This window comes from Pseudomonas sp. Z3-8 (genome assembly GCF_051131975.1).
Taxonomy (GTDB): domain Bacteria; phylum Pseudomonadota; class Gammaproteobacteria; order Pseudomonadales; family Pseudomonadaceae; genus Aquipseudomonas.
Map to the genome: position 1 here is coordinate 3,491,896 of NZ_CP071643.1, position 20,427 is coordinate 3,512,322.

Genomic DNA, 20,427 nt, shown 5'->3' on the forward strand with positions numbered 1-20,427 from the left:
AGACTCCTGGCGGGACATTCGTCCCGTTTCCTTGAATGGGTTGAAACCGTTTCACCAATGCCACAGCGTGCCGTCTTCAAGACGGTTGACCGGCAAGCTGGCGCGTTTGTAGGGGTATTGGCGGGCAAGCTCTTCATCGATATCGACGCCATGCCCTGGCGTTTCGCCCGGGGTGAAATGGCCGTCCTCGAAGCGATACGCATGAGGGAAGACCTCATCGATGCGGTCTTCGTGAGGCATGTGTTCCTGGATGCCGAAGTTCGGCACCCACGTATCGAAATGCAGGGCCGCGCCCATGCACACCGGTGACAGGTCGGTGGCCCCGTGAAAACCGGTACGCACCTGGAACAGCGCGGCGAAATCGGCAATTCGCCGCACGTGGGTAATGCCGCCGGCATGCACCAGCGTCGTGCGGATGTAGTCGATCAACTGTTCCTGGATCAGCTCGCGGCAGTCATGGATCGAGTTGAACACCTCGCCCACCGCCAGCGGCGTGGTGGTGTGCTGGCGGATCAGGCGGAAGCTCTGCTGGTTTTCCGCCGGCGTGCAGTCTTCCAGCCAGAACAGGTTGTACGGTTCCACGGCCTTGCCCAGGCGCCCGGCCTCGATGGGCGTCAGGCGATGATGCACGTCGTGGAGAATGTGCAGGTCATCGCCAAAACGCTCGCGCACGGCGGCGAACAGCTTGGGTACATAGTTGAGGTATTTCGCGGTGTCCCAGACGTGTTCCGCGGGGAGGTCGCTGTCGGCCGGTTCATAACGCTCGCCACTGCGTTTGGCGACCCCGTACGTCGTGGCAATGCCCGGGACTCCGCATTGCACCCGCACGGCCTTGTAGCCCAGCTCGACGTGACGGGCGACTTCGTCCAGGCAGCCTTCGATGTCCTTGCCGGTGGCGTGCCCGTAGACCATCACCCGCTCACGGCTCTTACCGCCGAGCAATTGGTACAGTGGCATGTTCGCGGCCTTGGCCTTGATGTCCCAGAGCGCCACGTCGACGGCGGCGATGGCCGTCATGGTCACCGGCCCCCGACGCCAGTAAGCGCCGCGATAGAGGTACTGCCAGATGTCCTCGATGCGATGGGCATCGCGGCCGATCAACGCCGGAAGAACGTGCTCTTCCAGATACGCGACGACGGCCAGTTCGCGGCCATTCAACGTGGCATCGCCGATGCCGTAGATGCCTTCGTCGGTGACAATCTTCAACGTGACCAGGTTGCGCCCCGGGCAGGTAACGATGACACGCGCTTCAACGATTTTCATAAGTCAGACCTGTTCGACAAAAGGAAGTGAGGACGTGCCCATGCTCGGCATGGCCGCCTGCGGAATCAGCGCGCCCCGGTACTGGACGACCTCGGCAGCCAGGCGATGGCCCCAGCGGGCGGCCTGCTGCGGATCACCACCGCGCAGATGGCAGGCCAGGTACGCAGCGTTGAACGAATCACCGGCAGCGGTGGTGTCGACGACCTGCGCGACGGTCTGCGCGGGCACTTCGAAACGCCCCGCGGGGCACTGGATCAGGCAACTGGCCGCGCCACGCTTGAGGGCGACTTCGCGGACTCCCGCCTCGGCGTAGGCGCTGAACAAGGCATCAGGATCGTGGTAGCCGAACAGGCTCGCGTCATCTTCCCAAGTCACCAGCGCCAGGTCGCTCAGGTGCAGCAGATCGCGATAGGCCTGGCGGGCCGTTTCGGGGTCGGGCCAAAGGTGGGGACGGTAATTGTTGTCGAAGACAATGCGCGTGCCCGCCCGGCGAGCCCGGTGCAAGGCATGGATCAGGCGCTCGCGCCCCTCCGGCAGGAGGATCGCCAGGGTGATGCCGCTCAGGTAGGCATAGTCGTAATCGGCCAGCGCAGCGAGCATGGCCTCGGCCTCGGCGCCTTCGAACATGCGCCGCGCCGCCGCTTCCCCGCGCCAGTAGAGGAACCGCCGCTCGCCGTGTGGATCGGTCTGGATGAAGTACAACCCCGGCAGCGCATCCTCGATCACCCGGACATGCGCATCGCCAATGCCTTCGTCCAGCCAGGACTGGCGCATGGCCGCGCTGAATGCGTCGTTGCCCACCGCGGTCATGTAGTCCACGGCGACGGCGCCACGTGGATTCAATCGGGCCAGGTAGACCGCGGTGTTAAGCGTATCGCCACCGAAGGTCTGCGTGATCTCGGCATCCGGCCCGCCGCGCACCTCGATCATGCACTCACCCACCAGCGCGACCTTCAGCGGTCGGGGGAAGCGGGTGTCCGGGCCATGGTTGAGTGTCAAATCCATCATTACGCGCCTTTCTTGTTTTTAAAACGGCGTTTCATTTTTATCTCAAGGCCCGAGTCTAGTCAGATTTCCGGCCTCGTCAAGCAAAAATGAAACAGCGTTTTGTTCTGCTTGCGTATATCCTTGGGTTTTACTTTCACGTTGGAGCCTTCATGGACAACAGCGTCATTCCCAACAACGATCTGGTGTCGGCGGTTGGCCGGACCATGGCCGTGCTCGAAGCCCTGGCCGAGCATCCGGAAGAAAGCGGCGTGTCGGAAATCGCCACCAAACTGGATATGTCCAAAGCCACGGTTTATCGCTTCCTGCAGTCACTCAAGGCTCGCGGGTATGTGGTGCAGGATGCCGAAGACCGTTATCGCCTCAGCGTCCGGCTGTTCGAACTGGGCGCCCAGGCCCTGCCCCATCTGGACATCGTTCGCGAAGCGGAGCCGGGGATGCGCCGGATCAACGAGCTGACCGGCGAGACCGTGCACCTGGGGATCCTTGACGAAGGCAGCATCGTCTACGTGCACAAGATCGACTCCAAGTACAACCTGCGCATGTACTCGCGCATTGGCCGACGGGCGCCGTTGTATTGCACCGGCATCGGCAAGGTGCTGATGGCGTGGCTGGAAGAGGAAGAGCTGCTCGCGCACCTCGCGCAGGAAAGCTTCGAGCGCCGTACGGCCAATACCTTGACCAGTGTCGAGGCGTATCTGCAGGAGTTGGAGATTGTTCGCCAGCAGGGCTATGCCGAGGACCACGAAGAGTTCGAAGACAACATGCGCTGCCTGGCGGCACCGATCCGCGACCGGTTCGGCCATGTGATCGGCGGGATGAGCGTTTCATTCCCGTGCTTTCGCTTCAGGGAAGAATTGAAGCAGGACTACGTCAAGCAACTGATGCAGGCGACGCAGCAGATTTCAGCTCAGTTGGGTTGGCATGCACGTTGAGCGCTAGATCCGACGACAAACCCGTGGCGAGGGAGCTTGCTCCCGCTGGGTCGCAAAACGGCCCCTTTTTTTGGGCCTGCTGCGCAGTCCAGCGGGAGCAAGCTCCCTCGCCACAGGACCGTCGTTGCTCTCAAATGAACTGCATTACCTGGGGGAGCGAGCCTGCTCGCGAAGACGTCAGCACAGCCAACATCACTGCAAGCTGACCCTCCGCTTTCGCGAGCAAGCTCGCTCCCACAGGGATAGTGAGTGTTCAGCCTTGCATTCAGCTTGCTTATACAGTCTTTAACGCCCATCCGTTATTTCGCGAACAACTGGCTCATGTCCTTGAACGCCTTGAACTCCAGCGCATTGCCGCATGGATCGAACAGGAACATGGTCGCCTGCTCGCCGACCTGGCCCTTGAAGCGGATATAGGGTTCGATCACGAATTCGGTACCAAACGACTTCAATCGCTCGGCCAGTGCTTCCCATTCCGCCCAGCCCAACACGACGCCGAAGTGCGGCACCGGCACGTCGTGGCCGTCCACTGCATTGCTGTGCACGCTTTCCTGGGACGCGGTCTTGGGATGCTCGTGAATCACCAGTTGATGCCCATAGAAATTGAAATCGACCCACTGCTCGCTTGAACGACCCTCCTCCAACCCAAAGACTTGTCCATAAAAAGTGCGGGCTGCCGCCAGGTCATACACCGGAATCGCAAGGTGGAAAGGTGAGAGGCTCATCGGGACTCCAAGGACGTTTATCTATCGGGACGCAACGGCGCGTGCAGCCCATCCTAGGCGCGCACGCACAACAAAAAAATCAATATAAATTTCTTAGAAACACAACTAATGTTGATCAATGATCAAAGAACTCAAGACCCTCATCGCCGTGGCGCGCGAAGGCACCTTTGCCGCCGCCGGGCACAGGATCGGCCTCACCCAGGCGGCGGTCAGCGCGCAGATCCAGCGTCTGGAAGCCGAACTGGGCTTCGAGCTGTTCGACCGCAAGGGACGCTCGGCCCACCTCAACAAGCGGGGCCAGCAGATACTCCTGCAAGCCCAGGAGCTGATTCGCCTTTACGAGAATCTCGGCTCCACGACGCCCGGGCTTCCTCCCAGCGTACTCGTGAACATCGGCGCGATCGCCTCCGTCCAGCGCTCCTACCTGCCGGACGCCCTCGCCAGGTTCCACCAGCAATGTCCGCAATGTCGCACGCGTGTGGTGCCGGGCCTGTCGGTCGAGCTGATCAACCTGGTGGACGCCGGCGAAATCGATCTGGCGGTGATGATCCGCCCGCCGTTCTCGCTGCAAAGCGACCTGCGCTGGACGACCCTGGCGCTTGAGCCCTACCGGTTGATCGTCCCCCGTGGAATGCTCGGCGAGGACTGGTCGACGCTGCTGTCCAGCCAACCTTTCATCCGCTATGACCGGTCGTCCTTCGGTGGCAGGCAGGTCGACCGTTTCCTGCGGCAGATGCACTTCACCTTGCGCGAAGTGTGCGAGCTGGATGAACTGGACGCGATCATCAAACTGGTGGAAAAAGGCGTCGGTGTCGCCCTGGTGCCGCAGACATCGGCCCATCAGCCATGGCCGAAAGGTGTGCGGGCGCTCGACTTGGGCCAGCACACCTTTCACCGCGATATCGGCCTCATCCATCGATCGCGACAGAGCCTTGCCGACCCCGTCGCGACGTTAGCCGAACTGATTCAAGAGCAGGCCGGCGGTGGGGTTGGATAACGCCCTCTGCAGCGGCTACCAGACCGCGATATGCGAATCCGCCCGCGGTTCGGTCCCGCCACACAACACGCCAGTGTCCGGATCGCGCAGGATGATCTGGCCGCGCCCGTAATCGGTCAGGTCGCTGGCGACCTGAACCTCGTGGCCGCGGCGTGCCAGGGCATTGATCAGGTCCCGTGAAGCGCCCTGCTCGATGCCGACTTTCATCTCGCCCAGCCACTGCCAGCGCGGCGCATCCAGGGCCGCTTGCGGGTTCAGGCCGAAATCCACCAGGTTCATGACCATTTGCACATGTCCCTGGGGTTGCATGTAGCCGCCCATCACGCCGAAAGGACCGAGAGCCTCGCCATCGCGGGTAAGAAAACCGGGAATGATGGTATGGAAGGTCTTCTTGCCTGGGGCCAGGCAATTGGCATGGGCCGGATCGAGGCTGAACTCCTGGCCGCGATTCTGCAGGGCGATTCCGCTGTCGGGCAGCACCACGCCGGAGCCGAACCCGTGGTAGTTGCTCTGGATGAACGAGACCATATTGCCCTCGCCGTCCGCGGTCGCCAGGTACACCGTGCCGCTGGCGTGGGGATCGCCGGGCTTCGGCGGTTGGGCCTGCTCGCCGATCTGTCCGCGACGGCGGGCGCTGTAGTCATCACTGAGCAAATCGGCCACCGCCACGCGCATGTGCAGGGGGTCGGTGATGTGGTGCAGGCCGTCGCTGTAGGCGAGCTTCATCGCCTCCAACTGGCGATGCCAGGTCTGTTGGCTGTCACGGTGATCGAAGTCGAAGCCTTCAAGTATTTTCAACGCCATCAAGGCCACCAGGCCCTGCCCGCTCGGAGGGATCTCCCAGACATCGACGCCACGGTAATTGACATGAATGGGGTCGACCCACTGGGCGTGATAATCCCTCAGGTCCGAGGCACGCAGGTAGCCGCCGCTGGCTCGGGAATGGGCATCCAGGCGCTCGGCCAATGCGCCGCGATAGAGGCTTTCGCAGCACGTGTCGGCCAATTCCTGGAGCGTGCGGGCCTGGGCCGGGTTGCGGAAAATCTCCCCGGCCCGTGGCGCGCGACCTTCGATGAGAAAGGTATCGAACCAGGCCTCCAGGACCGGTTCGCGATGGGGCGTGAGCTCGTTCACCGCGACCTGCCATTGATGGGCAACCACCGGCGACACTACAAAACCGTCCCGCGCCAGGCTGATCGCCGGTTGCAGCAACTCGGCAAAAGGCAGCTTGCCGAAGCGCCGAGACAGCTCGGCCCAAGCCGACGGGCAACCGGGAACGGTGACGGGAGTCCAGCCATACACCGGCATCTGTTCATGGCCGGCCGCCCTGACCGCCTCGATGCTCAAGGCCGCCGGTGCATGGCCGTTGCCGTTGAGCCCATGCAACTGGCCCTTGCACCAGACCAACGCGAAGGCGTCGCCGCCGATACCGCAGCCGGTGGGCTCCACCACCGTCAGCGCCGCCGCCGTGGCGATGGCGGCGTCGATGGCGTTGCCGCCTTTTTGCATGATCTCGATGCCCGCCTGGGCGGCCAGGGGCTGGGACGCGGCGACCATGCCACGACGGGCAAAAACGCTCTGGCGCTGCGACGGATAAGGGTATTCGTGGGCAGAAAATTTCAGCATGGCAAAGGCTCTTCAATACGGGGAATTCATGGCCGGGGAAAGGTCACAGCACGCGACTGAGAAACGCCCGGGTGCGCGGGTGGATGGGATGACAGAAAATCTGCTCCGGCGGCCCTTGCTCGATGAGCTCGCCCTGATCGAGCACCACCACGCGGTCCGCCACTTCGCGGGCAAAGCCCATCTCGTGGGTCACCACGACCATGGTCATGCCCTCCTCGGCCAACTCCTTCATCACCTGCAGGACCTCGCCAACGGTTTCCGGGTCGAGGGCGCTGGTCGGTTCGTCGAACAGCATGGCCTGGGGTTTCATCGCCAGCGCGCGGGCAATCGCCACCCGCTGCTGCTGACCGCCGGAAAGCATCGACGGGTAGTGATCAGCCTTGTCCGCCAGGCCGACCCGCTCCAGCAAGCCGCGAGCCTGTTCCAGCGCAGCGGCGCGAGGCACGCCGAGCACCTGGATCGGCGCCTCGGTGATGTTCTCCAGGGCGGTCATGTGGGGGAACAGATTGAAGCGCTGGAACACCATGCCAATGTCCCTTCGCTGGCGGGCGATGTTGCGCTCCGACTCACGCACCAGGCTGCCGTCGGCCCGCTCGCGGTAACCCATGGCCTGGCCATTGACGCGAATGCGTCCGCCCTGGATGTCTTCCAGCAGATTGATGCAACGGATGAACGTGGTCTTGCCGGAGCCTGACGCGCCGATCAGCACCACCACTTCACCGCGCCGCACCTGCAGTGAGATGCCCTTGAGAATCTGCAACTCACCGAAGGACTTGTGCACGTCCAGCGCCTCGATGATCAGCTCTTCACTCTTGTGCGCCATGGTCAACGTGCCCTCAGCAGGTTCAAGGTGCTGCGACCAAACATCCGCAGCGACGCCGGCGGCGGTGACGACGGCCGGTCCGACTGGCCGAAACGGCCCTCCAGCCAGCGCTGGAAAAAGCCCCACAGGGTGGTCAGCAGCAGGAAATAGATCGCCACCACCAGGTACAGCTCGAACACCCGGAACGTCGCCGACGTGACCATCTGGGTACTGAGCAGCAGTTCCTGCACGCCGATCACGCTGACCAGCGTGGTGTTCTTGAGCATCACGTTGAACTCGTTGCCCAGCGGCGGAACGATGACCCGGAACGCCTGGGGCAAGACAATGCGACGCATCAGCTTGGCGAAGGTCATGCCCAGGGAACGTCCGGCCTCGTATTGGCCCTTGTCCACCGCACCGATGCCGGCGCGAATGATCTCGGCCATGTAGGCGCCCTCGTTGAGGCCCAGGGCGATGATCGCCGCCTGGATATTCCCGGGAATTACCAGCCCAAACAGGTCGATGTCTTCGAAGCGGAAAATCCCGCCAGCGGCCAGCGCGGTGTAGAGAAAGACGATCTGCACCAGCAATGGCGTACCGCGCATCAGCCACACGTAGAAGCGCACCGGCAGGTGCAGCAACGGGTTCTTCGACAACCGCAGCAGCGCGGCCGCCAGCCCCAGGACACAGCCGAGCAGCATCGCCAGCACGCTGATCAGGCAGGTCAGCCACAGCCCGGTGAGGTACACCTCACTGGGCTGCAACAGGTACTGCCAGAACACATCCCAATTGAAATTCATCGACGGTTCGCCTCAATCAAGGGTGTCACTGGAGACATGCCATTTGCCGAGCAGTTGGCTGTAGCTGCCATCGCTGCGCATATCGCCGATCACCTGCTGCACGGCGGCGGTCAGTTGCGGATCGTCCTTGCGAATACCCAGGCCGGTGAGAATCCGGCTGAAGGCCGGCACGCCTTCCTCGAACAGGTCGGGGGCCATGGTGGCGTAGTAACCGGCGGTTTCCACGGTGGTGCCGTAGGCGTCGACCTGGCTGATGCGCAGGGCCTGGAAGGCATCGGTGTCGGAGTTGTAGACCACCAGCTTCATCGGCGGCTTGCCGGCCTTGGCCAGGGTTTCGTTCTCGGCGTCGAGCAGGGTCTTGATGGTCGAACCGTTGAGTACCGCGACCTTGTGGCCGGAGAGACTCTGCTGCGTCTTGAGACCCTTGGGGTTGCCCTTGGGCACCACCACCGCCTGGCTGGAGTACATGTAGTTGACGATGTCGATCACCTCGCGGCGCTCGGGCTTGTCGAACAGCTGGTCGACGATCATGTCGCACTGCCGGGCCAGCAGCGCCGGGAGCAGTCCCGAGAAGGGAATGACCCGCCATTCGACCTTCTTGTCGCCCAGGCGCTTGGCGATTTCCAGCCCCAGGTCCACGGTCAGTCCCTTGGGTTTTTGCGCCGCATCGAAGGACACCAGCGGTGGCGAATCCATGCCCGAGCAGTAGACGAGTTTATCGGCCTTGAGCAGACGCTCCGGGACAACGGGCGCAGCCGCCGCCCATTGCGCGAAGAAACCCAAGGATAAAGCGGCGACCAACAGGCGAGGCTTATGCATGACCAGACACTCCAGTTCAGTAAATGACGGCAGTACTCAAAGTCAAAACACGGGGCAGGCTTAAAGCCTGCTCTCGTTATTTTTTCGATTGCAGAAACTCGATCAATTCAGGAACGGTGCCCTCGATGTGCGCACGCACCACCGCCTCGGCCTTTGCGGCATCGCCTGCACGCAGGGCATCGAGAATCAGCGTGTGCTCCTGGCGCGCACTCAGGGGCTTTTCCACGTGCTGCAGCCACAGGCGCATCGGCGCTTCGATCAGCGAATAAAGCGCGCTGATCTGCTTCAACAAGCGCGGCCGACCGCTGAGGCTGCATAGATATTCATGGAACGTGCGATGGCGGCTGACCCACTCGGCGCTCTCTTCGCGGTAATCGTCCATCTCGTCCAGCAGGCGTTCCAGGGCGGCCAGTTGACGCTCGCCGATTTTCGCCGTGGCAACGCGGACCGCCAGGCCTTCGAGGGCGCTGCGCATTTCAAAGACTTCGTGCAGTTCGTCAATGTCCAGGCCACTCACCACCGCGCCGCGATTGGGCCGCAGGGTCACCAGGCCCTGGGCATCCAGACGCCGGAAAGCCTCGCGCACGGGCATGCGGCTCATGCCGATCTCGTTGGCGATGTCCTCGGCGATCAGCCGGTCGCCTTTGCGCAGGCGACCGCCGCAAATGGCTTCGAGCAGAAAGTTGTAGGCTTCCTCCTCGGCAGTGATGGGCGGACGTTCAGCGTAGGTCGGGGCAAACTGCATGGCAGCACCTTCTGCATTTTTGTATCCAATTATCCATGTATTCACAAAAGCAGAATGCGTGCCAAGCGAACCGCTGGCTGTGCAAGGGATTGATTTTGAGGAAGTTGTCGAGGAAAACGGCGGGCGCGCTACAGGCTGGGTCGCACCCGGTGTGCTACCAAACAGCTCAGCGGCTGCCTTTTATGGGTGCAGGGGGGATGGTTTGGTAACACCGCAGCCCATCAAGCCGGTGCCCGGGGTGTGTCCGAAGGCGACTCACCAAACAGTGCCCGGTAATGGGTGGCGAAGTGGCTCAGGTGGAAAAAACCCATCGCCACGGCGATCTCGCTGACATTCAGCGCGGTCGCAGGGGTGCTGATCAAACGGCGACGCACCGCATTGAGTCGCAGGTTGCGCAAGTACTCCACCGGACGCATCCCGGTGACCGCCTGGAAGCTGTTCTGCAAGGTCCTGCGGCTCACGCGCAATTGTTCGCACAGGTCCAGGATGCTCAACGGCACTTCGGCGCTGGCCATGACCAATTCCTGGCAGCGCTTGACCAGGTAGGCATTGACGGCAACGTTGCCGCGACGCCCACGCACCTCGTCCGAGGCATGGCTGAACAGATCGAGGAAAGCATTGAGCAGGACGTCTTCGAGGATTTTTTCCACGGTGGGATTGGCGGCGCCCGCTTGTTCCAAAAGGTGACGAAACAGCGGTTGGATCTGCTGCTGGACCCTCGACAACACCGCTTCATCCACGCTGATTTGCGAAACGCTTTTCAGACGTTTGAGCTGTTCGTCCGCCAGCTCATAAGCTGCCAGCTTGGCAAAACGCACCGTGTCGACATTGGCCGCGAAGAAATGCATGCCTTCCGGGGCGTGCAAGATGAAGTCTTCGCCGTCGCGCAACAGCACGACGCTGTGGGCGCCGACCTGGTGCCCTTGGACCACCGGCGCATTGCCCAGCGACAGGGCAATGCACAAGCGCCCTTTCGGCGCGCTACCGCGCTGCACCACGCGTTTGTCCAGCACCTCCTGGAAGATCTGGAAGCGCTCGGCGCACACCTGCCGCAGCTCGCTGGAAAGGCAGCCACGGCCGAGTTGGTCATAGACCTGATGCCAGCCGAGGATCGAACCGGCGTGTTGTTGAGGATCATTGAAGGTACGAACTTCGGCGAACATGATCGTTGTTCCTCGGTGGCCCTGCGCTCATTGCCCGATGCTGATATCCAAGGAAATCGATAAATCCCGTGGCGAGGAGCTTGCTCCCGCTTGACCGGGCTGGCGCTCCAGGGCGAAGCGCTCACAAAAAGGGGTCTGCTTCGCAGCCCAGCGGGAGCAAGCTCCCTCGCCACGGGGTTTATCGCGTCCTTGAGAGAATTGTTCTTATCGGTGGAAAACCAAAGCCAGTTCCATGCCAAGCATGTGCAAGCGGTATTCAGCGGCCTTGATGTCCAACGGCGCCAACAACGACCCGGAAAGCACCACCTGCCCCGCCTCAACGCACTGCCCATCGGCCAGTAATCGCCTGACCAGCCAGCACAAATTCGACACCGGCGTGTCCTCGCGCGCCAGCACGTTTCCTTCTCCGCATGCCACCCCGTCGCATTCCAGCCGGTAGTTCACGTGGGGCAATTGATCAGGACTGAACCCCACCCGTGGCCCCAGGCAGTACAGCCCCGCGGCGGCATTGTCGGCCAGGAACGCGCCGACACCAAAGCGCCAGCCCTGCCAGCGACAATCGGCGATCTCGAACGCTGGCGCGACGTCCGACACGGCGGCGAGGATGTCCTCGTCGCTGTGAAAACCAGGCTCCAGCGCGCGCCCGAGGACAAACGCCAATTCGATTTCCAGCTTCGGCTGGATCAGCCGTGCAAGCGCCACCGCATTGCCGGGCTCGACGGCCATGGCATCGGTCAAGCCGCCCAATACCGGCTCATCGAGCCCGAAGCGTTCCTGCGCCGCACGGCCAGCGAAAGCGACTTTCCACCCGCTCAACTGCTCACCGCCGGCCTGGCGTCGGCGCAACGCCTCGCGCTGCAAGGCGTAGCCCTTCGGTAAATCGAAAGCCTGTGATTCCAATGAAGGCATGGCATGTACCGCCTGCGCGGCGTCGTGAAGCCGGACCAACAGATCATCTTCACGCCTCATGACAGTTGCTCCGCCAGTTTGCGCAACACGCCTTCGAGCCGCTCGGGCGTGGTGATCGCCGCGACAAACCGATCCGGCCGCACCACCACGACGCAATCGCGCACCCTGGCAAACCACTCGCCCAGACGGTTATCAACGTCTTCAATGCATAGGGCGCTTTCGGCCGCCAAGGGCTGATTGCGCCCCACGCCACTGCGCGAACGATTGATCTGGATGAAGCGCGTCTCCCAGCGCGCCCACCAGGCCGCGGTTTCTTCGCCCAGGTGCGCGGCCGGATTGACCCGATAACCGAGCACCGCGTAGGAATGCCCCAGCACCTCATCCAGCTGTCGACGCTGCCCTTGGGCATCTTCGATCGACGGCTGGATGAATAGCTGCCCGACCAGGTCATCCTCGTGCAGCTCGGCGCGCTCGTGGTAGACCAGGCCCTTGGTGATGGTCGCCTTGGGTTTGAACTTGAACTCCAGCAAGTGCGAGCGAAGGTTGTCGACGCTGTTCACTGCCTGGAACAACCAGTCCCGCACGCCGGCCATCAGTGGGTTGGTCAGGCCGAGGACCGCGCCCATGTTATCGGCCAGCGCGATGAGGTCCGTCGCATGGCCGCGGCGCTCCTGGTCGTAACTGGCGAGTATCGCCGATGATGCCCGGCCCTGGAGGATCGCCGCCAGTTTCCACGCCACGTTGACCACGTCCCGCAGGCCCGAGTTGAGTCCCTGCCCGGCCCAGGGCGGAGAAATGTGCGCCGCATCGCCCACCAGCGCCACGCGGCCGGCGACAAACCGCGCCGCCACTCGCGAGTTGTGGGTGTAGGCGCGGATCCGGATGATTTCCAGCTGATCGACCGCATCGCCGATATGACCACGGATCAACTGTCGGATCGTTGTTTCTTCGCACATGCGGGCCTCGTCCTCGCCTTCCAGCAGCATGAATTCCCAACGTCGTTGCTGGTACGGCAAATAGATGCACACGAAGGGCCGCTGGGGATCGGCATGCAGGGCTGTGTACGGCGCATCCAGGGTGTCGTTGGCCGTGTCGACCACCACCCATTTGCGCGGATGGGTCAGCCCCAGCAGCTCGATACCGAGTTTCTTGCGCACGCTGGAGCGGCCGCCGTCGGCACCGATCACGTACTGTGCGCTCAACTGATACAGCTCACCCTGAGCATCGCGCACCTGCAAGGTCACGCCCGCTTCATCCTGCTCCAGGTCGAGCATTTCATGGCCTTGACGCAGCTCGACGCCCGCGTGCTTGCCCAACTGCTCACGCAAGGTGCCTTCAAGCAATTGCTGCATGAAGATGTTGCGCATCGGCCAACCATAATGGGCCGTGCTCGGCTTGACCTCGGCAAAACACACGCCCCGCGCGTTGTAGTAACGCAGGGGCACGTTGCAGATCATGTCCCGCGCCGCCAGTTCCGCAATGCCGATGCCTTGCAGCACGCGCAGCGCCTCATCGTCCATGCCCACCGCCCGGGGATACGGCAGGATGCCCTCGGCCAATTCGAGGACGATGCAGTCGATGCCGTACAGCCCCATGTAATGCGCCGCCGTGATCCCGTTCGGGCCGCCGCCCACGATGACAACCTGGGTTTTGTCCTGCTTCATCGCTATCCACCGCTTTATTGTTGTAGTTGCAAGAGTTGATCACGCAGGTAATCCGCGACAACCCGGTTGAACACCTCGCCCTGGTCGTCGTGGACATAATGGCTGGCGTCGGCGATTTCCGCCGTTTGCACGCGGGGATTGGCCTCGCGCATCGCTTCCAGGGTCGCCAACGGGAGAAAATCCGAACGCGCGCCACGAATGAACAGCGTCGGGCAATCCAGCGCCCGCACCGCTGGCCACAAGTCAGTCGGCGTGATGTTCAGGCGCGCCTCGGCAATGCCTTTCTGATCATGACGCCATTCGATGCCCGTCGGCGTCTGCTTCATGGAAAAGCGCAATCGGGACGCCAGCGCATCGGCCGACAGACCCGGTCGCGACTGCCGCCAGAACTGCGCGGCGCTGTCCCAGTCGGGAAACACCACCGGCGTCTGGCTCATCTCGCGGCGGATACGTTCGGCGCCCTCGCCACGGATCGACGAACCGGGGCCGATGTCCTCGATTACCAGCGCGTGCAGTCGCCCGGGATTGAGCCGGGCGTATTCCAGCGCATTGGTGCCGCCGAGCGAGTGGCCCACCAGGACAAAACGCTCCAGGCCCAGATGAGCCACCCAATCTTCCAGGTCGCTCACATAACTCTCGGTGCGATAGCTGGACGCCTCGGCCCAGTCACTCTCGCCACGGCCGCGCTGATCCAGCGCATGGCAGGCATACTGCTCGCCCAGCGCAGCGGCCAGCGGCGCCCAGGTCTGGGCGTAGGAGCGCAGCCCATGGAGCAGCAGCAGCGGAATTGCTGGCGGGTTGCCCCAGCGCACATAACGCAGGCGCATCCCCGTCCGATTGGTGAAGAACTGGCTGTTAGCCGACATACGTTTGCTCCCGCGATCAGCGCGCTTCAGTACAGGCCGTCATTGCCCTTGACGTCCGCTGCCTGGAGGCCGCCCAGGCGCGCATGCAGGCGTCCGCGCGTGGCGAAGGCCCAGATGATGATCAACTCGTCCGCGGAAGGACCGTCACCGAACGAAAGCGAAATGCTGTCGTAGTGCGAACGCACATACAGCGCGTCCTTGTGGGCCAGCGGCACATCAATGGTCGTACCCGGCCCACCGCGCTTGCCGGTGGAAGGCACCCAGGATTTGCCGCCGCCCAAGGCCAGGCGAATCGGGTCCGCCGCCGGGTTGGTCAGTAGCGCATTGCCGTGTTCGTACTCACCCTGGCTGCCCACCAGGCAAGCCTTGCCGTAGCTGATGATGTGCCGCCCGCCCGCCAGTGCCTGGATACGCCGGCCGAATTCCTCGCCCAACAACGGTGACGGTTCGATCAGCTCGGCCAGGCTCTCGCTGAAGCGTCCGGCGTAAGGATTGGCGATCACCGCGCCGATGGCATATTTGAACAACGGCTCGCCATCGGCGAGCTGGCCGGTTTCGTTGGCCAGGGTTTCCTCGACGAAGCTGTACCATTTGCGGATGTGGTAGCTGGCGAAATTCGCGATTTTCATAACGGAAGCCTCTTTCAAAGTGGGTCGAGATCGAAGTGCCGGCTGGGCGCGCCAGCGGCCTTGAAGCGGGCCTTGCCGCGCTCGTCGTCGTGTTCGGACTCGAGGAAAAATTCCATGCGATTGCCATCGGGGTCGTTGAAATACACGCCGTTGCCGATCTCGTGATCGGTGATTTTCACCACCTCGACGCCCTTGTTCAGCAACATGCCGTAGAGCTGGCGCAGGGTGGTCATGTCACCCGCGATCTCCAATCCGTAGTGCTGCAATCCCAGGCCGCCCTGATGGGCCCCCGGTGCTGCGCGGATCAAGGCGATGTCGTGGTGCTTGGCACCGAAGGCCATCATGATCCAGCTTTCACCGCGGGCACTTTCATGCATGCCCAACACGTCGGCGTACCAGCGCGCCGACACTTCAGGGTCACTCACGAACAGCGACAGATGAGTACGAACGACCTCGACTTTCATCGCGCGATACCTCAGTTTTTCTTGACGATGGACTGATGCCCGGACTTGATCTGCGCCACGGCGGGCGTCCAGAGCACATCAGCGATTTCGCTGAATTCACGCCACTGCTTCTGCCAGCCATCACCGCCGTTCTCGGAGGTGAACAGGTGTCCGTACTTGGTGCCGGCGACGATCTGGCGAGGATCAGCCGGGTTGAAGGCAATCGCCCAGACACACGAGTTGGGTTGTTGCGACAGCGGCAACACTTCCCAGCTCAAGGCCGCGTCCCGGGAAACCAGCACCTTGCTGGTGGTGCCTGGCGTGCCGTCGGAGATGCTCAGGTACAGGGTATCTTCGCTGCCCTGCGGTGCATTCATGGCGCGCACGTAGTACAGGCCGAAGGTTTCCCGGGCGACGATGCCGGTCCAGGTCTGCCCCTCGTCGAGGCTGCGGTAGACGGCATTGACACAGACCACCACGATGACTTTTTGCCCATGGTTGGGCAGGACCAGGATGTTGTGCACATCCGAGTTGTAGTCCCACAACAAGCGGTCATCGACGCGGGTCCAGCTGTCGCCGCCATTGCGGCTATGGAACAGCCCGCCCTCTTCCAGGCCGAACCAGAGCTGGTTGCGATCCGTCGGGTCGTAGGCGAAGGCCAGCAAGCGTGGACGACTGACGCCGTCGCAGAACTCCGGGATCTCAACCGGGGCACGATCCCAGCTCTGGCCACCGTCGAGGGTGCGCCACAGCACCGCCCGGGAAGGCGCGCCGGTGCCGATGAAAATGCGTTGCGCGTCCTGCGGATCCACCGCGACCTTCCAGACGGTCTCGCCATTGAACGGCGAATCCACCCGCTGCCAATAACCACCGGCATCCCGGCTGATGCACAGGCCGACGTCGGTGCCGGCGTAGATCACTTCGGGAGTGCCTGGGTGGAAACTCAGGGACCGGGTGATTGCATCGAATTCCAGGTCCTGGCCCAGGCCCAGGCGATGCCAGGTGCGGCCATCGTCGGCGCTGCGGATGACCGCCTGCCCTACGGTGGCGACTAAAAGCGTTCCGTTACTCATCACTGCTGCTCCTCAAATGAAGATGCCACGGGTCAGGCCGCCATCGATGCCGATGGATTCGCCGGTCACCGCGCCGGCCTTGGGGGACGCGAGGAAACCGATCAGCCAGCCCATTTCGATCGGCGCCAGGGTGCGCCGGATCGGCGTCGCGTCGATGTAGCCCTGCTCCACCTGCTCGGGCGTCTTGCCCTGCTTGACCCCTTCGCGCTCGTACAGCTCCTGGATGTGCGGGGTGTCGACCACGCCGGGGTGAATCAGGTTGACCGTGATGCCGGATGGCCCCAACTGATCGGAAAGGGTCTTGGTCATGTGGGCTATGGCCAGGTTGCGCATGCCCGAGAGCACCTTGCTGCCGCGCCCGGTCAGGCCACCGATGTTGATGATGCGACCGAAGCCGCCGGCCTTCATGTGCGGGGTCACGGCCTTGGCGCAACGGAAATAGCCGATCACCTTGGTGTTCAGGTCCGAGAGCAATTCGTCGTCGCCGGCATGCTCGATGTCGTTGCGCACCACGCCGGACGGGGCCGCGGCGCCGTTGACCAGGATGTCGATCCGGCCGAAGTGCTTGTGGGCGGCCTGGACCATGTCGGACACGGCCGACATCTGGTTGGTGTCACAGAACAGCGGCAGCACTTGGTTGCCGGTTTCGGCGGTGATCTCCTCGGCGGCTTGCTGGAGATACTCCATGCGCCGCGCGCAGATCACCACCTTGCAGCCCTCCTGGGACAGAAAACGCGCGACTTCCTTGCCGATACCCATCCCACCGCCGGTGACGATTGCCACGCGGCCTTGCAATTCCAGATCCATAGCAGTTCCTCTTGTGATTATTCGCTCAGGCCAGATCGACAAAGACACTTTTGGTTTCGGTGTACGCATCGATCACGTTCTTGCTCATTTCCCGCCCCCAACCGGATTGCTTGTAGCCGCCGAAGGGCGACGCCGGGTCGACGACGTTCCAGCAGTTGATCCACACCGACCCGGCCTTCAGCTGCGCGGCCACGCGATGGGCGGAACGCAGGTCACGGGTCCAGAGGCCGGCCGCCAGCCCGTACGGCGAGTCGTTGGCGCGCAGCACCAGCTCGTCGATTTCGGTCCAGCTCATGACGGTCAGCACCGGGCCGAAGATTTCTTCCCGGGCGACGCAGGCGCGCTCGGCACGGTCGAGAAACACGCTGGGGCGGATAAAGTGGCCGCGTTCAAGATGGGCCGGCCGGTCGCCACCGCAGATCAGTTCGGCCCCCTCCTCCTGGCCCCGTTGCAGGTAGCCACGGACCGTGCCCAATTGCCGGGCCGAGACCAGCGGGCCCATGCTGCTGGCCGGATCCAGGCCTGGCCCGAGGACATGCGCGGCCGCGTGGCGCTGGAGTTCTTCAAGCACCTGGTCGAGGACGCTGGCGTGTACGTAGAGACGCGAGCCGGCGGTGCAGACCTGGCCCTGGTTGTAGAAAATGCCGTCGGCGGCGCCCTTGGCGGCGCGGACGATATCGGCGTCCGGCAAGATGATGTTCGGCGACTTGCCACCCAGTTCCAGGGAGACCTTCTTCATGTTGCCAGTGGCCGCCTGGGCGATCAGCCGGCCGACCTGGGTCGAGCCGGTGAAGGCGATCTTGTCGACGTCCGGATGCCCGGCCAGCGGTGCGCCGGTCTGGGCACCGAGGCCGGTGAGCAGGTTGACGACGCCGGCCGGGAATCCGGCGGCCTCGATCAGTTGCACCAGGCGAATCGCAACCAGCGGCGTCTGCTCGGCAGGCTTGAGCACCGCGACACAACCGGTCGCCAATACCGGGCCGAGCTTCCACACGCACATGGTCAGGGGGAAATTCCACGGCACGATCAACGCACAGACGCCCACCGGTTCGCGCAGGGTGTAGTTGAGCATCGGTGCGCCGCTGGCGGGCGACACCGGCAGCGTGCTGCCTTCGATCTTGGTCGGCCAGCCGGCGAAGTAGCGAAGGATGTTGGCCGCGCTCGCCGCTTCTCCACGGGCCGTGGCAATCGGCTTGCCGTTTTCCAGGGTGATCAGTTGCGCCAGCTCTTCGCGATGCTGATCGAGCAGCTCCGCCAGACGAAACAGCAACAGGCCGCGCTGGGCCGGCGACTGCTGTGCCCATCTGCCGGTGAAGGCTGCGCGGGCGGCAGCGACGGCGGCGTCGACGTCCCGTTCAGCGCCTTCGGCCACTTCGGCCAGGGTCTGTTCGGTGGCCGGGTTTTCCACGGCGAACCGCCGGCCACTGGCGGCGTCCTGCCAAGCGCCGCCAATGAACAGGCGCCCCGGCTGCGACAGGAACTGCTCGACGGCAGGTAACAATTGGATCTGGCTCATATCCGCTCCTTCACAGTGCCATTTCGATCAGGCACGGGCCGCCGTCGACCTTGGCGTTAGCCAGGGCGCGCTGCAACTCACCATTGGTATGCACCGTACTGGCCGGCATGCCGTAGCCTCTGGCCAGGGCTTTCCAGTCGATGCGTGGACGGTCCAGCACCGTCAGGCTAAGGGCCTCGGGGCCCAGCTCGGTCATGCCGAAGCGGCGCAGTTCGTTCTGCAGGATCGCGTAGCGATGGTTGGCCGCGATCAGGATCACCACCGGCAATTGTTCGCGGGCGATGCTCCATAACGTCTGGATGGTGTATTGGGCGCTGCCGTCCGATTGCAGGCAGAACACCTTGTTGCCCCGCTCGGCCATGGCGGCGCCGAATCCCACCGGAATTCCCTGGCCGATGGCGCCACCGGTATTGGTCAACACGCGGTGCCGCGCGGCATGGGCCGAGGCGGTGAAAAACGGATAACCGCACGTGCCGCCTTCGACGGAAACGATACTGTCGTCCGGCAGCGACGCGGCCAGCACCTGCCCGACCGACTGAGGCGTCAGTTCAGCCTCGGCGGCGGGCAGCTCGATCCCGATCGGCGTAGGTATATGCGCCGGCGCCTCAAGCGCATCGGCCAGTGCGGTGAGCGCTCCGGCAACGTCGTCGCCCACCTCGGCCAGGCACAACAGCCGCTCACGCTCCGCCAGCCGCGACGCAATGCCTTCGTAGCCGAAGTAACTGATGGGCTCCGGGACGCCGGCGCAGACTACGGCGTCGTATTGGTCGAGGATTTCGATAGCCACCTCGGGGAAGTAAGGCAGGCGATCCAGGTCCGGCAGGCCACCGCCGCGATAGCTCAAGCGTGGGAAGGTTTCGGCGAACATCCGCACGCCGGGCAACCGGGCCAGGCGCCCCGCCGCTTCCAGGCCGGCGACCGAGAGGCCCTGGTCGCCAACGATGAACACCAGCCGCCGACCGTCACGCAGCGCCCGCGCTACTGCCTCGACCCGATCACCGGCAAAGCGCCGGACCGGGGCCTGCAACGAGGCGAAGGCTTTCTCCCGCTGCACCGGGCTGGCTTGCAGATCCATCGGCAGGATCAGGCTGGCGATCTGGCCCTTGGCTTGCCAGGCGGCGCGCACCGCTTCCTGGAAATCTTCGCCAATGCCCGCTGCCGTGCGCGAGGTGCGCACCCAGCCGGATACGCTTCCGGCCAACGCCTGGATATCACTCGCCAGCGGCGGATCGTAATTGACATGCCATGAGGCGTGGTCGCCGATGACGTTGACGATCGGCGTGTTGGCGCGACGGGCGTTGTGCAGGTTGGCGATGCCATTGGCAAAACCCGGCCCGAGGTGGGTCAGGGTCATCGCCGGCTTGCCGGCAATCCGGCCGTAACCATCGGCGGCACCGGTGCATACCCCTTCGAACAACGACAACACCGGCTTGAGGGCTGGCGCGCTGGCCATGGCCGCCACCAGGGGAATCTCGGTCGTCCCGGGGTTGGCGAAGCAGTACTCGATACCGCTTGCCACCGCCGCCTTCACTATCAGTTGCGCACCATTCATTTCCAGCCCTCTTCATCGAGCGTTTGCAGTGGCTGAGATTTATCACACATGAAAATCGACAAAACAAGCTATTTTTTAACGTTAAACT

General features: G+C 63.3%; 20 protein-coding genes. 2 read left to right on the forward strand and 18 right to left on the reverse strand.

What is annotated here, in order from left to right; translation table 11 throughout:
- Positions 1 to 51: 51 nt before the first annotated feature.
- Both manD and J3P94_RS15780 read right to left on the reverse strand, forming a co-directional pair.
- A complete protein-coding gene (gene manD, locus J3P94_RS15775; protein ID WP_305495029.1) occupies positions 52 to 1,263 on the reverse strand; it encodes a D-mannonate dehydratase ManD in 1,212 nt (403 codons plus the stop codon).
- Positions 1,264 to 1,266: 3 nt separating this feature from the next.
- Entirely contained in the window at positions 1,267 to 2,268 is a 1,002-nt protein-coding gene (locus J3P94_RS15780; protein WP_434574197.1) for a sugar kinase, read from the reverse strand.
- 152 nt (positions 2,269 to 2,420) lie between these two features.
- On the opposite strand from J3P94_RS15780, the gene kdgR reads away from it, so the two are divergent.
- On the forward strand, positions 2,421 to 3,203 hold the full coding sequence (kdgR, locus tag J3P94_RS15785; protein ID WP_434568717.1) for a DNA-binding transcriptional regulator KdgR: 783 nt from the start codon (positions 2,421 to 2,423) through the stop codon (positions 3,201 to 3,203).
- A gap of 299 nt (positions 3,204 to 3,502) precedes the next feature.
- On the opposite strand, the gene J3P94_RS15790 is transcribed toward kdgR, so the two are convergent.
- On the reverse strand, positions 3,503 to 3,928 hold the full coding sequence (locus J3P94_RS15790) for a VOC family protein (protein ID WP_434568718.1): 426 nt from the start codon (positions 3,926 to 3,928) through the stop codon (positions 3,503 to 3,505).
- 118 nt (positions 3,929 to 4,046) lie between these two features.
- On the opposite strand from J3P94_RS15790, the gene J3P94_RS15795 reads away from it, so the two are divergent.
- Positions 4,047 to 4,925: a LysR substrate-binding domain-containing protein gene (locus J3P94_RS15795; protein WP_434568719.1), complete on the forward strand. Its 879-nt coding sequence runs from the start codon at positions 4,047 to 4,049 to the stop codon at positions 4,923 to 4,925.
- A gap of 15 nt (positions 4,926 to 4,940) precedes the next feature.
- Here the strand turns inward: J3P94_RS15795 and J3P94_RS15800 are convergent, their stop codons facing one another.
- The 15 genes from J3P94_RS15800 to J3P94_RS15870 form a co-directional block, all read right to left on the reverse strand.
- On the reverse strand, positions 4,941 to 6,551 hold the full coding sequence (locus J3P94_RS15800; protein ID WP_434568720.1) for a gamma-glutamyltransferase family protein: 1,611 nt from the start codon (positions 6,549 to 6,551) through the stop codon (positions 4,941 to 4,943).
- Between the two features lie 43 nt (positions 6,552 to 6,594).
- Positions 6,595 to 7,374, reverse strand: coding sequence for an amino acid ABC transporter ATP-binding protein (locus J3P94_RS15805; protein ID WP_434568721.1), 780 nt, complete (start codon positions 7,372 to 7,374; stop codon positions 6,595 to 6,597).
- Between the two features lie 2 nt (positions 7,375 to 7,376).
- Complete coding sequence (locus J3P94_RS15810; RefSeq protein ID WP_434568722.1) at positions 7,377 to 8,153, reverse strand: amino acid ABC transporter permease; 777 nt, start codon at positions 8,151 to 8,153, stop codon at positions 7,377 to 7,379.
- Between the two features lie 12 nt (positions 8,154 to 8,165).
- On the reverse strand, positions 8,166 to 8,972 hold the full coding sequence (locus J3P94_RS15815; RefSeq protein WP_434568723.1) for an ABC transporter substrate-binding protein: 807 nt from the start codon (positions 8,970 to 8,972) through the stop codon (positions 8,166 to 8,168).
- A gap of 76 nt (positions 8,973 to 9,048) precedes the next feature.
- A complete protein-coding gene (locus J3P94_RS15820) occupies positions 9,049 to 9,717 on the reverse strand; it encodes a GntR family transcriptional regulator (protein ID WP_434568724.1) in 669 nt (222 codons plus the stop codon).
- Positions 9,718 to 9,938: 221 nt separating this feature from the next.
- On the reverse strand, positions 9,939 to 10,880 hold the full coding sequence (locus tag J3P94_RS15825) for a helix-turn-helix domain-containing protein (protein WP_434568725.1): 942 nt from the start codon (positions 10,878 to 10,880) through the stop codon (positions 9,939 to 9,941).
- A gap of 204 nt (positions 10,881 to 11,084) precedes the next feature.
- A complete protein-coding gene (locus J3P94_RS15830; RefSeq protein ID WP_434568726.1) occupies positions 11,085 to 11,849 on the reverse strand; it encodes a 2-keto-4-pentenoate hydratase in 765 nt (254 codons plus the stop codon).
- Entirely contained in the window at positions 11,846 to 13,453 is a 1,608-nt protein-coding gene (locus J3P94_RS15835; protein ID WP_434568727.1) for a bifunctional 3-(3-hydroxy-phenyl)propionate/3-hydroxycinnamic acid hydroxylase, read from the reverse strand. Before J3P94_RS15835 ends, J3P94_RS15830 begins: the two co-directional genes overlap by 4 nt.
- A 14-nt stretch (positions 13,454 to 13,467) precedes the next feature.
- On the reverse strand, positions 13,468 to 14,319 hold the full coding sequence (locus J3P94_RS15840; RefSeq protein WP_434568728.1) for an alpha/beta fold hydrolase: 852 nt from the start codon (positions 14,317 to 14,319) through the stop codon (positions 13,468 to 13,470).
- Between the two features lie 26 nt (positions 14,320 to 14,345).
- Entirely contained in the window at positions 14,346 to 14,948 is a 603-nt protein-coding gene (locus J3P94_RS15845) for an amino acid synthesis family protein (protein ID WP_434568729.1), read from the reverse strand.
- A gap of 14 nt (positions 14,949 to 14,962) precedes the next feature.
- Positions 14,963 to 15,412: a VOC family protein gene (locus J3P94_RS15850; RefSeq protein WP_305495050.1), complete on the reverse strand. Its 450-nt coding sequence runs from the start codon at positions 15,410 to 15,412 to the stop codon at positions 14,963 to 14,965.
- A gap of 11 nt (positions 15,413 to 15,423) precedes the next feature.
- The gene (locus tag J3P94_RS15855) at positions 15,424 to 16,464 is read right to left on the reverse strand and encodes a VPS10 domain-containing protein (protein WP_434568730.1); all 1,041 of its coding nucleotides are present in this window, start codon (positions 16,462 to 16,464) and stop codon (positions 15,424 to 15,426) included.
- 12 nt (positions 16,465 to 16,476) lie between these two features.
- Positions 16,477 to 17,271, reverse strand: a complete 795-nt coding sequence (locus J3P94_RS15860) for an SDR family NAD(P)-dependent oxidoreductase (RefSeq protein WP_305495054.1) — start codon at positions 17,269 to 17,271, stop codon at positions 16,477 to 16,479.
- Between the two features lie 25 nt (positions 17,272 to 17,296).
- A complete protein-coding gene (locus J3P94_RS15865; RefSeq protein WP_434568731.1) occupies positions 17,297 to 18,787 on the reverse strand; it encodes an aldehyde dehydrogenase family protein in 1,491 nt (496 codons plus the stop codon).
- 10 nt (positions 18,788 to 18,797) lie between these two features.
- Positions 18,798 to 20,339, reverse strand: coding sequence for an acetolactate synthase large subunit (locus tag J3P94_RS15870; protein WP_434568732.1), 1,542 nt, complete (start codon positions 20,337 to 20,339; stop codon positions 18,798 to 18,800).
- Between the last annotated feature and the right edge of the window lie 88 nt (positions 20,340 to 20,427).